Consider the following 13,721-nt stretch of genomic DNA (forward strand, 5'->3'; position numbering starts at 1 on the left):
ATGCCCATCCTCGCTCGTCTCCAGGTCGGCGCTCTGGCCCTCGGCACCTTGGCCGCCTTGGGCGTTCTCGTTCTGGCCTGGGCCTTCCTCCGCCGCAGGAGCGGGGCCCGGGAACGGGAGCGGGAGGCGCGGGTGGCCGCGCTCACCGCGGAGTTGCGGGAGAGCCGGGCCCGGCTGGAGGCGGTCTTCCGGCACGCCCCGGCCGCCATGGCGGTCAAGGACGCCGAGGGGCGCATGGTGGCGATCAACAAGCGGGCTGAGGCCCTCATCGGCGTCTGCCTTGCCGTCACCCCGGCCGAAGCCGCCGGGCAGCTCTTCCCGGCCGGGGAGGTGGCCCAGGGCGCCGCCCAGGACGAGCGGGTGCTGCGCCTCCAGGAGGTGGTGCAGGCGGAGGAGACCGTCACCCTCCCGGGCGGCCAGCCCGGGGCCTTCCTCATCGAGAAGTTCCCCATCGTGGACGCGCAGGACCACGGCTGGGGCCTGGGGATCATCGCCACGGACATCACCGGGCGCAGGAACGGCGAGCAGGCCCATTTCCAGAACCGGAAACAGGAGTCCCTCAACCTCCTGGCCGGAGGCATCGCCCACGACTTCAACAACCTCCTGGGCGCCATGCTGGGCATCGTGGAACTGGCGGCCATGGAGCAGGGCCCCCTGGACCATCTCCGGGCCCTGGAGGACCTCATCGCGCGGGCCTCCGGCCTGGTTTCCCAGATCCTGGCCTACGCGGGCAAGGGGAAGTTCCACCCCCAGGCGCTCGATCTCAACCACCGCGTGGAGGAGGTCCTGGGCATCCTGCGCACGCCGCTCCAGGCCCGGGCCCACCTGCGCTGGATCCCGCAGCCCGGCCTGCCGCCCTTGCACGGCGACGTGGGCCAGGTGCAGCAGGTGATCATCAACCTCGTCATGAACGCCGCCGAGGCCATGGAACCGCACGGGGGCGTCATCACCATCCGCACCGCCCAGGAGGAGCTCACCCGCGCCGCCCTCGACCGCCACTTCCCGGGCGAGGCCCTCGACCCGGGCCCCTACGTGGTCCTGGAGGTGGCCGACAACGGCCAGGGCATGGCGCCCGAACTCAAGGAGCGGATTTTCGAGCCCTTCTTCACCACCAAGTTCGCCGGCCGGGGTCTCGGCCTGTCGGCGGTCCAGGGGATCCTCCGGAGCCACCAGGGGGGAATCCAGGTGCTTACGGAGACGGGCAGCGGCTCCACGTTCCGGCTGGTGTTCCCGGCCCTGCCCGGGCGGGCGCCGGAAGTGGCCCGGCCTGTCGCCCGTACGGATGCCTACCGGGGCTCAGGGCTCATCCTGGTGGTGGACGACGAGGACGCCATCCGCACGGTCGCCGCGCGCGCCCTCCAGCGCCTGGGCTTCGCGACCCTCGAGGCCCGGGACGGCCTGGAGGCCCTCCTGCTCGCCGAGGCCGACGGGCCGCGGATCCGCCTCGTCCTCATGGACCTCACCATGCCCCACATGGGGGGCGAGGAGGCCTGCCGGGGCCTGCGGCGGGCCGGGTCCATCACCCCCATCATCCTCACCAGCGGCTTCAGTCCCGAGGAGGCGCGCCATCGCCTGACCGGCACGGCCCTGGCCGGGTTCCTGCAGAAGCCCTACCGCCTGGAGGCCCTGGTGGCGTCCGTGCGGGACGCCCTGGAGGGGGACCCCGGCCAGGCCCGGCGCCCGCCCTCCAGGGAACTCGCCAGCTGGGTCGGGACCCTCAAGACCGGGCTGGATTCCCTGGACGCCCATCACCGGGACCTGGCGCTGGCCTTCGACCAGCTGTCCCCCGGCATGGGCGGCGAGGGCCTGGCCCGGTTCGTGGAGGCCATGGAACGCCACTACCGCAGCGAGGAGGAGATCATGACCGCCTCGGACTTCCCGTTCCGCCGGCCCCACGCCGCCGCGCACGCCCGCCTGATGAAGGCCTTCCGGGCCCTGGAGTCCCGCCTCCACGCGGGGGAGGCGGACCTCACGCCGGCCCTCCTGGACGCCATGGAGGACGCGATCCTCAACCACCTCCAGGCCGAGGATATGGAACTGGCGATGTTCCTCAGGAGGGATTGATTGAGATCCGGCTCCGCCCGGGAGCCTCCTGCGGCAGGATCTCCGGCTGGACCATGATCACCAGTTCCTTGGTGCCGTTGTATTTGCTGCGCGATCCGAACAGGGATCCGACCAGCGGGATGCGGGACAGCACCGGGACGCCCTGGGAGGTGCGCAGGTTCTGGTCCACCTTGAGACCGCCGACCACCAGCAGCGTCCCGCTCTTCAGGTGCACCGTCGTCTGGATCTCCCGGGTGGAGATGACCGGGTAGGTGGAGCCCAGGATGGTGTCCACGCCGGCCTGGATGGAATCCTGGGGGTAGATGAAGAAGGTCACCTCGTTGTTCTGGCCGATCTGCACCGCCAATTGGAGCATCACGCCGGTCTTGAGCTCGGCCACGTCGAAGGTGGCACTGCCCTGGGCGTTGGTTCCGGTCTGTTTGGGGTACAGCCGGCGTTCGCCGATGAGGATGGAGCACTTCTCGCCATCCATCACCAGCAGGCTGGGGTTGGCCAGGGTCTTCACGAGGCCGCGGGTCTCCAGGGCCTGGAGGCTGAGGTTGACCTGGGCCGGGGTGTGGGTGAAGCTGCCCAGCTTCAGGCGGCTGTTGCCGGCCCCTTCGGTGAACTGGACGGCGGGAGGCCCGCCAGATTCCCCGGAAAACGTCCAATCGATGCCCAGGTCCCTGCTGGCGGAAGAGGTGAGCTCGGTGATGCTGACATTGACCCGGACCTGTTGGCGGGGCCGGTCCAGGGTCCGGGCGAAGGCCAGGGCCTGGCGGACGACGGCGGCCGGCCCGGTGAGGATCAGGTCCAGCCGAAGGGATTCCGCGCCGGCGCGGTAGCTGCCCGGCGCCCCTCCCATGACGGGTCCGCCTCCCCCGTAGCTCGTGCCCACGGGCATGCCGGAAGGGATCATTCCGCCCCCGTAGCCCGTGCCGCCGGTGCCGCCCTGGACCGGGCCGAAGCCGCCCGCCGCCGGGTCCGCCCCCGGGGTCCGCACCTTCGGTCCCGGAATGCATTTCAGGTCCGGAAACGCCTGATTGAGGCTTTCCGCCAAGGTCTCGGGGCCGAGATTCCGGCAGGGGTAGGCGACCTGGGTCCGTTCCGCCGTCTCTTCGCCGGGAAACCCGGCCTGGAAGTCTTCGATCAGTCCCACCAGGAGGCTGCCGTCCCGGGCCGTTCGCTGCCGCAGGCCCTGTGCCTCGCAGACCCGGTCCAGCACCTCCTGGAAGCTCGCTCCGGACACGTCCAGGCTGAAGCGCAGGTCCAGCTCGGGCGGGTAGCGCAGCGACACCCCCTCCTTGGCGGCCAGTTCGGCCAGGAAGGGCCCGACCGGGGCATTGCCTGCCGAAACATCGTAATGGTTGCCGAGCGGGGCCGACACCGGGGGAGCCTGGGGGGTCCCGGCCGGGCCCTGGACCAGAAGCAGGAAAAGCAGGGCACTCGGTGGCCAGGGCCTGAACATGGGATCGCTCCAAGGGGTGTTTATTAATAAACAATAAATAGTAAGCCCCCTGCGGACCCTTCGCAAGGCCCCTCCGCAAGGCTTCTGCCGAGGAGAGCCCGGTGCCCCGAACCAGGCCGGATCTGCCCGAACGCTTCCATCTCCGGATGTAGGTCGAGGTGCGGGAGGCGCATCGCCACCGGGGGATCCACCCCGGGACCGCCGCCGAGGCCCGGGGCAGGACCGCCAAGGAGTCCCTGGACTACGGCGCCCGCAGGATCCGCCTGGTTCCGGCGGGGCTCAGGCGCCGCGCCGAAATCAGCTCCCAGGTGCCGTCCAGCCGTCTCCAGGCCACGAATTCCCAGCGGGCCGGCGCGCCTTCGCCGGTGACCCGGCAGACCAGCTTGACGTTGGTGCCTGCCACCACCTGGGTTCCGGCCTTCCGCACCTCCCCCAGGCGCAGCCGGGCGAAATGCGTCTGGACGAAGGTCCGGGCCTCCAGGACCGGGGGGGCGTCCAAAGGGGCGGGTCGGTAGCCGCCCATCAACCCGCCGCCGGTTCCGGCCAGGAGGGGCCAGGTGAGCATGTAGATTCCCAACCCCTTCATCGAAATGCTCCCGTCCGGTGGCCAATGTAATAAAGATTTAATAGCCTGGCAAGATTCCCGGGTCTACAGGATCACGCAGGAGCTTCCGGGGAGCTCCTTGAGATCATGGTCGCCGCTCCCGGCCGGCCGGGGCGAAATGCTCAGCGGCCCAGAGGACGAGGCGAGGGGGGCCTTGAGATCGGGCGGGAGGATCAGCTGCTCCCGGTTCTCCGGATCCTCGGAGGGGAGCCTGAGGTAGTGCACCTCCTTGGGCGTGCCCGCGCCTTTGCGGCCGAGCCTGGACACCTTGAAGGAGAGGAGCTGGAACGGCCCGGCGCCCGCCGCCACGGGCCGGGACCGGATCACGAGGGTGGCGCCGGGGACGAGGGCCAGCCGGTTCGCGGAGAAGGTCGCGTCGTGGCCGTAGATGCCGTGGAGAATCGAGCCGGATTCCGGGGCCGGATCCTCCGACCAGGCAGCCCTGGGGGCGCCGGAAACGAAGGGAGGGTCCACGAGCACGGAGAGTTCGCCATCGCCGGTGCTGACTTCCGTCAGCTCCACCCGCACGGTGGCCCGGGTCCGGTTGGTCAGCGTGATGTCGGCCGCACCGGGAGGGCCGCCCAGGAGGAGCAGGGCGGCAAGGGCGGGACGGAAGGGGAACATGGCAACCTCAAGAAAGACGGGCGATGGCCGCCACGCCAGTCAACGTGGCGCGAGCCCCGGAAGGGTTCCCGGGTCGGCGCCGCCTGGACCGTCCCCTTGCCGGAGGGTGCGTGCGGACAGCCGGGCACCGTCGCAGCCAGCCTTGTCTCGCCGTTGGGGGTCGGACTGATTTAAAAGGAGCAGAATCATGAGATCCTGATTGTTTTTTTCCGTCGGCCATCCTTGCAGGTCAAGGCTATCCGGTTCGCCGGCGTAGGGCTACAATGGGCCTACCAGACCAGCTGCATCCCGGAATACGCACCCAAGCGTCAGGCACCTGAGGAGGATCCCATGGCTATCAGGACCGCCTTGTCGAGCAGCCTTGCATGGGCGGGGCTCCTTGTCGCCGGTTCGCTCCTTTCCTGCGGCGGCAAGGCCGCCCTGGTTCAAACGTCGGTGGTCCAGCCCGTCACCCTTCAGATCACGCCCGCCGACGCCTCCCTTCAGGCAGGCGGGCGCCTGACCCTCACAGCCCAGGTGACGGGCAGCCCCATGCCGGCCCTGGTCTGGGCGGTGGACGGGACTCCCGGCGGCAGTTCCACTTCCGGTACGGTCAGCGGCACCGGAGCGACCGCAACCTACACGGCCCCCATGGCCGCGGGCAGCCATGCCGTGACGGCCACCAGCGTGGCCGACCCGTCCAGGAGCGCCTCGGCCACGGTCGTCGTGGCCGCGCCGACCGCGGTGGTCCTGACCCTCAGCCCCTCGGGCACGGTCAACCTCGGTCCGGGGGGCACCCAGGTGTTCACCGCCACCGTGACCGGATCCAGCAACACGTCGGTGGGCTGGCTCGTGGACGGCGTCAGCAACGGCAGCGCCGCCGTGGGCACCCTGGTCGGCACCGGGGCCAGCGCGACCTACTCGGCGCCCGCCACCGCCGGTTCGCACACCGTGACCGCCTTCGCGGCCGCGGATACCGTGAAGAGCGCCTCGGCGACCGTGACGGTCACGGTCCCCGCAGTCGAAATCGCCCTGACCCCATCAGGATCCGCGCAGGTCAACACCTCGGGCACCCTCTCCTTCACGGCGTCGGTGGCGGGCACCTCCAACACGGCGGTGATCTGGTCGGTGGACGGAATCCAGGGCGGTTCCGCCTCGGCGGGGACCATCGCCGGCAGCGGCCTCAGCGTGGCCTACAACGCCCCGGCCAGCGCCGGGACCCACACGGTCACCGCCACCAGCTCGGCGGACACCTCCAGGACCGCCTCCGTTTCCGTGTCGGTCCTGGCCCCCTCCGGCGTGGTGGTGACCCTCGCCGTGGCCGGCCCGGCCAACGTCGTGCCGTCCGGTTCCATGCTCATCACGGCAGGCGTTTCAGGCGCCTCGGACGCCTCGGTCACCTGGGCCGTGGATGGCGTGCCCGACGGGAACGCCTCCGTCGGCACCCTGTTCGTGCCGGCAACGGGCGGAACCGTCGTCTACACGGCTCCGGCCACCACCGGTTCCCACCGGGTGACGGCCACCAGCGCCGCCGCGCCCACCCAGAGCGCGTCCATCACGATCCCGGTCACCGCGACCCTCGTCCAGGCAGGCAGCATTCCCATCGGAGCCAATGTCCGGAGCTCCCCGTACAACGCCGCGGGCGACGGTGTCACGGACGACACCGCGGCCATCTCGGCCGCGGTCAAGGCGGTCGCCGGCACCGGCAAGGCGGTCTACCTGCCGGCAGGCACCTACCTCATGGACCCCACCTCCAACCAGAACGGAGGAATCCGGCTGGGCAGCAACATGACCCTGCTCCTGGACCCGCAGGCCATCCTCCAGGCCAGGCCCACTTCCACGCAGAACTACGCGATGGTCACGGTCTCGGGCTGTTCCAATGTCAATATCAGCGGAGGCACGTTCAAAGGCAACAACCTCAATAATTCCATCCCCACCCCCACCAAGGTGGAAGCCGGCGACTGCATCCACATCGTCCAGTCCCGCAACGTGGTCGTGGAAGGGAGCGTGGTCCAGGACGCCTTCAACGACGGCATCTACGTGGGCGGAAACTCCACCAACGTCACGGTCTGCGGCATCACGAGCCAGTTCAACCGGCGCCACGGCATGGCGATCACCTACGGCCAGGGGTTCTACCTCATCAACAGCACGTTCCACGGGGCCATCGGTTCGGTGGAAACCGCCGGGGGGCCCATGGTCAACGGAATCGGCGTGGACGTGGAGGCCAACGCCAACGAGTCCGTCCGGACCGTGCTGGCCGCCAACAACCGGTTCACCGGCAACCGGGCCGCGGGCTTCGCCTGGGGCATCCTCGGGGTGGCGAATTCCAGCACGAGCGATGTGTTCGTCATCGGCAACACGGTTTCGGGCAATCAGTCGGGCCTGAACGGCGAGAACACCACCCGTTCCTGGGTGCTGAACAACACCGTCTCCACGGAATCCGCGTTCGGGATCTACATCCACGACGGCATGAACGGGACGCTGGTGCAGGGCAACACCGTATCCGGGACGGGCACCGGCGGCGACGGCGCCGGCATCGAGATCTACAACGACACCGCCACCACGGTGAATGCCAACACCTCCACCGGCAACTCCAAGTACGGCCTGTTCGTCTACCAGAGCACCAACCCCATCCTCACCAACAATGTCCTGACCGGCAACGGAACGGCTGGCCTCGCCATCGTGAGGTCGACGGGGGTGACCCAGTCCGGCAATACCCCTTGACCGGAAGTCCTGGGGTCGCGCGCGGAGGACCTTCGCCTTCCGCCTACGCGGGGCTCTGGGCCTTGAAGTCCAGGCGGAACAGGGCGCCCTCCCCGGGCCAGCCCTGGGCCGTGACCGTGCCCCCGTGCTTGCTCATCACCCGCTTGACGATGGACAGGCCGATGCCGTGGCCCGGAATCCGCGGATCCGAATGGAGCCGCTGGAAGGGCCGGAACATGGCTTCGGCCTGGGCCATGGGGAAGCCGATGCCGTTGTCCCGGATCTCGATGGCGGCGGCGGGGCCCGCGCCGCCGCGCACCGTGATCTCCGCGGGCGAGCGGCCCAGGGTGTACTTCCAGGCGTTGCCCAGGAGGTTCTCCAGGGCGATGCGCACGAGATTGGGGTCGCCCAGCACGGTGAGCCCCGGCTCGATTTCCCAGCGCACGCTGCGCTCCGGTTCCTTCTCCTGGAGGTTCAGCAACACCAGGCGCGCGTGGTGGGAAACGTCCACCCGCTGCACCGTGGGCAGGCGCCCGGAGATCAGCGCCAGCTCCTGGAGCCCCTCCAACAGCTGCTGCATGCGGTCCGCCCCCGCGCGCAGGAGATCCAGGTGGCGCAGGAGGTCGGGCCGGTCTTCGCCGAGGCGTTCCTGCAGGTTGTCCATGCCCAGCAGCAGTCCCGTGAGAGGGGACTTGAGGTCGTGGGTGACCATGCGGTTGAAGGACTCCAGGTCCTCGATGGTCTGCATGAGGCGCGCGGTGCGGCCCTGCACCTGCTCGTCCAGGCTCCGGTTCAGTTCCTGCAGCCGGTCCTGGCGGGCCACCAGATCCCTGCGGCTTCCGGCCAGGCGGGTCGCAAGTCCCAGGCCGGCCGCCAAGGCCAGGCCCAGCCCCAGGTACCCGGGCGCGGGTCGGCATGCGGCGAGGGCCCAGCCGGCGGTCCCCAGACCCGCGGCGGCCAGCAGGGCCAGGGCGAGGAGCCGCAGGTTCGGGCCGGGCATGGCTGACGGATCGGACATGGCGCTCACGCTTGATTGTGTGAACATGAGAGCAGGAAGGTCCCGGCGGCGCAACGGAAAGTCCAGCCGTGGGAACGAAGGAATTGGCAAAAAACGGGCTTTCGCGTAGCGTTGCGGTGAGGAGATCCCATGAACCCGCTGCGCCTGGCCGTGCCCTTCCTTTCCCTGGTCCTGGCGGCCCAGGCCCCGCTGCGCACGGTGGCCCGCTATCGCGATGCGGCCCTGGGTCTGGAGGTGGTGAAGGCAGAGCTCGTTCTTCCGCCCGGCCAGCCCTGGCCCCAACTGGTGGCGGCCGCGGGGGTGCGGCAAGTCTTCCTGGTGCCCGCGGCCCCAGCGGCACCCGGTCCGCTGTCCGTCACCGTCCTGGCCCTGCGCGTGGCCGGCGCCAAGGTCGCCCGCCTTGAGGGGGCCCCCGGCGCCCTGAGCTGGAACCTGGAGGGTGGGACGCCCGGCGACCGGTCCCTGCTGGAGCAGTGGGCCCGCGCCCGTGCCCGGGCCTGGGAGCAGGGGGCCGGGGACCCTTCGCCCCTGGTGGCGGGTTTCCGGGCCATCCAGAACCGGCTCTTCTTCGGAGGGCGGGAGCCCGAGCCCGCGGCGCCCCGCCGCCGGGACGAGGGCCCCAGCCTCCTCAGCCTCCTGGGGGGCCGCGCCGCCGTGGAGGAGACCCTGCAACTGGACCGCGGCCTGGAGGGCGGCCCCGGGGCCGCCGCGCCCCGGGTCGCCCTGGCCTCCCTTCCGAGTGTCACCGTGGCCGCGCACCCCTGGGCCGAGATGCTGGGCGGACGCCAGCCCGCCGTCCCGCCCCTGGCCCTGTGCGTGCCCCCGGACCGCGCCTTCCTCTACCTGCCCGATCCCGCGGCCGCCCTGGATGGGCTGGCGGGGGGCGGCGCGGCCTTCCTGGCCCGGGTGAGCGCCTTCGGCCGCCAGGGAACCCTGGACCGGGACCTCATCGCCCGCGCCCTGGAGGACCTGGGCGTGGACAGGAGCCTGCTGGGCGCGGTCACCGCGGCCGCGGTCTTCCTGCCGGACCTGAACCTCCTGGGCGGCACCGACCTCACCGTCGTGGCCGAGCTCACCCCCGCGGCCGCCGCCCGGTTCGGCAGCGGCGCGCCCCGGGCCGTCGCCACCCCCCGGGGCGAGGCCTGGCGGGCCCGGGAGGGCGGCCGGGTGTTCCTGTCCACCTCCCGTCCCGAGTTGGAACGGGCCCTGGCCCTCCACCGGGCCGGAGGGCAGGGGTCCCTGGGCGCCTCGGACGAGTTCAAGGTGATGCTCACGAAACTGGCTCCCACCGGCGCCACCCGGGCCTACGCCTACCTTTCCGACCCCTTCATCCGCCGCCTGGTGGGCCCGGCCCAGCGCATCGGCCAGCTGCGCCAGGCCGCCGCCCGCCGCGACCTGGAGGCCGTGGCGGCCGCCGTGGAGCTGCGCCGCCTGGACGCTCCCGGCAGTCCCCTGGACCTCGCCACGCTGCGCAAGCTGGGCTACCTCGCGCCCGGCCTGGACCTGTCCGGGCTCACCGTGAAGGACGGCGTGGTGGCCAGCCGTGCGTGGGGCCGGCTGGACCGCATGCGCCCCCAGGCTCCCCCAGCCGAGGTGGAGGCGTGGGAGGCCCGGGCCTACGAGGCCTTCCGGGCGAACTACAGCCAGTACTGGAGCCGCTACTTCGACCCCGTCGCCCTGCGCCTGGAGGCCCGGGACGGGGCCTACGGCCTGGACACCTTCATCCTCCCCCTGCTGGACCAGAGCGCCTACCGCCAGCTCCGCCGGTTCCTGAAGCCGGGGCCCGTGCCGGCCCTGGCCTCCGCCCCTCGCTGGGCCCGGCCCCAGGTGGCCACCCTGAGCCTGCCCGTGGACTGGGCGGGCCTTCTGGGCAGGTCCCCGGTGCCCGTGCCCGGGGAGCTGCTGGGGGCCCTGGGCGGGGAGGCGCACCTCGCCTTCCTGGACGCGGCCCCCGTGCTCCAGGTGGGAGGCGGCTCCCCCGCGGGCCTCATGGCCTCCCAGGACCGCCTCGCCCAGGGCGGCCTCCTGTTCCTGGCCCCGCTCCTCCTGGGCCCCCTCACCCGTCCCGTGGCGCTGGCCATCCCCGTGCGGGACCCGGCCGCGGCCCGGGAGGGCTTCCGGCGTCTGGCCCAGAGCGCCGCGCTGCGCCAGGGCCTGCCGCGGGAACTGGAATGGCGCGTCCATCAGGAGACGGACCGGCGCCTGATCCTCAGCGCCTCCCTCCTGGGCCTGGTGACGATGCGCTTCTCCCTGGACCTGGAGGACGGCTGGCTGGTGGTGTGCAACGACACCTCCCAGCCCGCCCCCCTGGTTTCCGGCTCCGCCCCCCGCCCGGCCTCCCACGCAGCCCTGTCCTTGCGCCCCTTCGACCTGAACCTGGGCCTTCCCGCCGCCTGGCAGGCGGCGGTGGAGGGCCAGGCGGACCGGGCCTGGGCCGAGCAACGCTGGCTTTCCCCCTGGCTCGCCTCCGGCCTGGACGTGGACGCCGCCAAGGCCCGCAGCCTCCTGGTATTCGGCGGCGCACCCCTCCTGTCCCCCACCGACCTGGGCCCCGGCTCCACCCCCCGGAACCTGCGCTACGGCACGCCGTGGCGCCCCCTCCTCCCGGTCCGCAAGCCCGGGGAGGACTTCGGCCTGTTCGAAGGCGTCCGGGAGGTGCGGGTGGACATGACCTTCGAGGAGGACGGCCTGCGCACCCGGGTGGCCTGGACCGCGCCCTAGAGTCCGATGCAGAGGTACTTCACTTCCAGGTAGTCCTCGATGCCGTACTTCGAGCCTTCCCGGCCCAGCCCCGACTCCTTCACGCCCCCGAAGGGCGCCACGGCGGTCGAGATCAGGCCCGTGTTGATCCCCACCATGCCGTACTCCAGCGCCTCCGCCACGCGCCAGGAGCGCGCCAGGTCGCGGGTGTAGAGGTAGGAGGCCAGGCCCGACGGCGTGTCGTTGGCCAGGGCCACGGCCTCCGCCTCCGTGCGGAAGGGGAAGACGGGCGCCACGGGGCCGAAGGTCTCCTCCCGGGCCAGGGCCATCTCCGGGGTCGCGCCGCAGAGCACCGTGGGCTGGAAGAAGGTGCCGCCCAGCGCGTGGCGGGCCCCTCCCTGGACCACGCGGGCCCCCTTGGCCAGGGCGTCGGCCACGTGGGCCTCCACCTTCGCAAGGGCATCGGCGTCGATGAGCGGGCCCTGCTCGACCCCGGGCTCCATTCCGTTCCCCACCTTGAGCCGGGCCACGGCCGCGGCGAGCTTCGCGGCGAAGGCGTCATGGACGCCCTCCTGCACCAGGAAGCGGTTGGTGCACACGCAGGTCTGGCCCGAGTTCCGGAACTTGGAGGCCACGGCCCCCGCCACCGCGGCGTCCAGGTCCGCATCGCCGAAGACGAGGAAGGGCGCGTTGCCCCCCAGCTCCATGGACACCTTCTTCACCGTGCCCGCGCACTGCGCCAGGAGCTGCTTGCCCACCTCGGTGGAGCCCGTGAAGCTCAGCTTGCGCACGGCGGGGTCGGACGTGAGCACCCCGCCGAGGACGGCGGCCGGTCCGGTGACGACGTTGAGCACGCCGGCGGGAATGCCGGCGCGCTCGGCCAGGACCGCCAGGGCCAGGGCCGAATAGGGGGTGGCGCCGGCGGGCTTGGCGACCATCGTGCAGCCCGCGGCCAGGGCCGCCCCGGCCTTGCGGGCGAGCATGGCCGAGGGGAAGTTCCAGGGGGTGATGGCCGCGACCACGCCCACCGGCTCCTTGAGCACCACGATGCGCCGGTCGCAGGCGTGGCCGGGGATCACGTCCCCGTAGACGCGCCGGGCCTCCTCCGCGAACCACTCGATGAAGGAGGCCGCGTAGGCGATCTCCCCGCGGGCCTCGGCCAGGGGCTTGCCCTGCTCCAGGGTCATGATCGCCGCCAGGTCCTCCCGGTGCTCCAGGATGAGGTCGAACCACCGCCGCAGCAGCGCGGCGCGCTCCCCCGCGGCCCGGGCCCTCCAGCCCGGCAGCGCCTCCTGCGCGGCCCGGACCGCGCGCCGCGTCTCGGCGGCGCCCAGGCGCGGCACCGTCCCCAGGACCTCGCCCGTGGCGGGGTTCTCCACCGGAAAGGAGGCGAGGTCGTCGGCTCCGGTCCAGGCGCCGCCGATGAGGCAGGTCTCGCGGAACAGGGAGGGGTCCTGGATGGGGATCATGGGGCGCTCCTGGCCTCCAGTCTAGGAGGTTCCTTCACGGAAACGTCCCGATGGGCCGGACCCGGATCCCGGCCAGCAGCCCGGGACCCGGGACGGCCTCCCCGCGCGTGATGGCGCGGACCGTTTCCGTGATCGCCGCGTTGACCGGCGTCGCCAGCCCCAGCCGGCGGCCCGCGGCCACGACGTGGCCGTTGATGAAATCGATCTCGGTGGGCCTGCCCTGCTCGAAGTCCTGGAGCATGGAAGCCTTGATATCCCCGTAGAAGCCCAGGATCCCTTCCAGCCAGGCCTCGAACTCCGGGCCGGGCCGGCTGCGTCCGTCCCATCCGGGGGGCACGGGCTCGACCACCATCGGTTCCGGCCGGTCCCCGCTGGCCAGGGCCACCGAAAGGGCCTCGTCGTAGGTCCGGATGAACAGGTCCCGGCCTCCGGGAAGGGCGAGGTACCGGCGCATCGTGAGCCCGGCGACGGCGCCGAGGGTCGTCACGGAACAGTTCAGGAGCAGCTTGGACCAGACGGCGCCCCGGAGGTTCCGGGTCACGCGGACCTCGATCCCGGGGCCCAGCGTCCTGGCGATCCTCGCGGTGCGGTCACCCTCCCCTCCGGCCCGTTCGCCGATGAGCAGATGCCCGGCATTGCGCTGCTCGTAGACGCCCGGCGACCTCATGGTGGCGCCGAGGTTCGAGAGGCCGCCGACCACCCGGGAATCCCCGAGGCGGTCCGCGACCATCTGGGGCACGAAGCCGTTCTGGATGGGCAGGATCGCGCCGTCCGCGGCGAGCAGCCCGGGCAGGGCCGGCGCCGCGGCCAGCGCGTCCTGGGCCTTGGTGGCCAGGAGGATCAGGTCGAAGGGCGCGGCGCCGGCATAGGCGTCCAGGGGCGCCACGTCCGCCGCGGCGGCCGAGGCCTCCCCGCCCGCGCCCGTCACCCTGAGCCCGGCGGCCTTCACGCGGGCCGCCGACTCGGCACTGCGCACCGCCAGATGGACGGGAATTCCGGCGGCCTGCAGGCGCGTGGCGATGACCCCGCCCAGCGCGCCGAGGCCTACGATCAGGATCCGCATGGAAGCCTCCGGTGCCCGGGACGGGCTTGGCAGGCCAGCATGGGGTGGCC

The 13,721-nt window shown here is 71.8% G+C and carries 9 protein-coding genes; 3 read left to right on the forward strand and 6 right to left on the reverse strand.

Annotated features, from left to right (window positions below; translation table 11 throughout):
* On the forward strand, positions 1–2,064 hold the full coding sequence (locus tag RAH40_RS22680) for an ATP-binding protein (protein ID WP_306599922.1): 2,064 nt from the start codon (positions 1–3) through the stop codon (positions 2,062–2,064).
* Here the strand turns inward: RAH40_RS22680 and RAH40_RS22685 are convergent.
* The 3 genes from RAH40_RS22685 to RAH40_RS22695 form a co-directional block, all read right to left on the reverse strand.
* Positions 2,051–3,511: a type II secretion system protein GspD gene (locus tag RAH40_RS22685; protein WP_306599923.1), complete on the reverse strand. Its 1,461-nt coding sequence runs from the start codon at positions 3,509–3,511 to the stop codon at positions 2,051–2,053. The genes RAH40_RS22680 and RAH40_RS22685 overlap by 14 nt on opposite strands.
* A 241-nt stretch (positions 3,512–3,752) precedes the next feature.
* Positions 3,753–4,076: a hypothetical protein gene (locus RAH40_RS22690; protein WP_306599924.1), complete on the reverse strand. Its 324-nt coding sequence runs from the start codon at positions 4,074–4,076 to the stop codon at positions 3,753–3,755.
* A gap of 84 nt (positions 4,077–4,160) precedes the next feature.
* On the reverse strand, positions 4,161–4,739 hold the full coding sequence (locus tag RAH40_RS22695; RefSeq protein WP_306599925.1) for a hypothetical protein: 579 nt from the start codon (positions 4,737–4,739) through the stop codon (positions 4,161–4,163).
* A gap of 330 nt (positions 4,740–5,069) precedes the next feature.
* Between RAH40_RS22695 and RAH40_RS22700 the strand changes: the two genes are divergently transcribed.
* A complete protein-coding gene (locus RAH40_RS22700; RefSeq protein ID WP_306599926.1) occupies positions 5,070–7,442 on the forward strand; it encodes a right-handed parallel beta-helix repeat-containing protein in 2,373 nt (790 codons plus the stop codon).
* Between the two features lie 43 nt (positions 7,443–7,485).
* Here RAH40_RS22700 and RAH40_RS22705 read toward each other — a convergent pair whose 3' ends face one another.
* A complete protein-coding gene (locus tag RAH40_RS22705) occupies positions 7,486–8,439 on the reverse strand; it encodes an ATP-binding protein (RefSeq protein WP_306599927.1) in 954 nt (317 codons plus the stop codon).
* A gap of 129 nt (positions 8,440–8,568) precedes the next feature.
* On the opposite strand from RAH40_RS22705, the gene RAH40_RS22710 reads away from it, so the two are divergent.
* Positions 8,569–11,160 (forward strand): hypothetical protein, encoded by a 2,592-nt coding sequence (locus RAH40_RS22710; RefSeq protein WP_306599928.1) that lies wholly within the window; start codon positions 8,569–8,571, stop codon positions 11,158–11,160.
* Here RAH40_RS22710 and RAH40_RS22715 read toward each other — a convergent pair.
* Both RAH40_RS22715 and RAH40_RS22720 read right to left on the reverse strand, forming a co-directional pair.
* Positions 11,157–12,608, reverse strand: a complete 1,452-nt coding sequence (locus tag RAH40_RS22715; RefSeq protein ID WP_306599929.1) for an NAD-dependent succinate-semialdehyde dehydrogenase — start codon at positions 12,606–12,608, stop codon at positions 11,157–11,159. The two genes, RAH40_RS22710 and RAH40_RS22715, sit on opposite strands and share 4 nt — an antisense overlap.
* Positions 12,609–12,642: 34 nt before the next feature.
* Entirely contained in the window at positions 12,643–13,671 is a 1,029-nt protein-coding gene (locus RAH40_RS22720; protein WP_306599930.1) for a ketopantoate reductase family protein, read from the reverse strand.
* Positions 13,672–13,721 lie beyond the last annotated feature (50 nt).

This window comes from Geothrix sp. 21YS21S-2, from assembly GCF_030846775.1.
Lineage (GTDB): Bacteria > Acidobacteriota > Holophagae > Holophagales > Holophagaceae > Mesoterricola.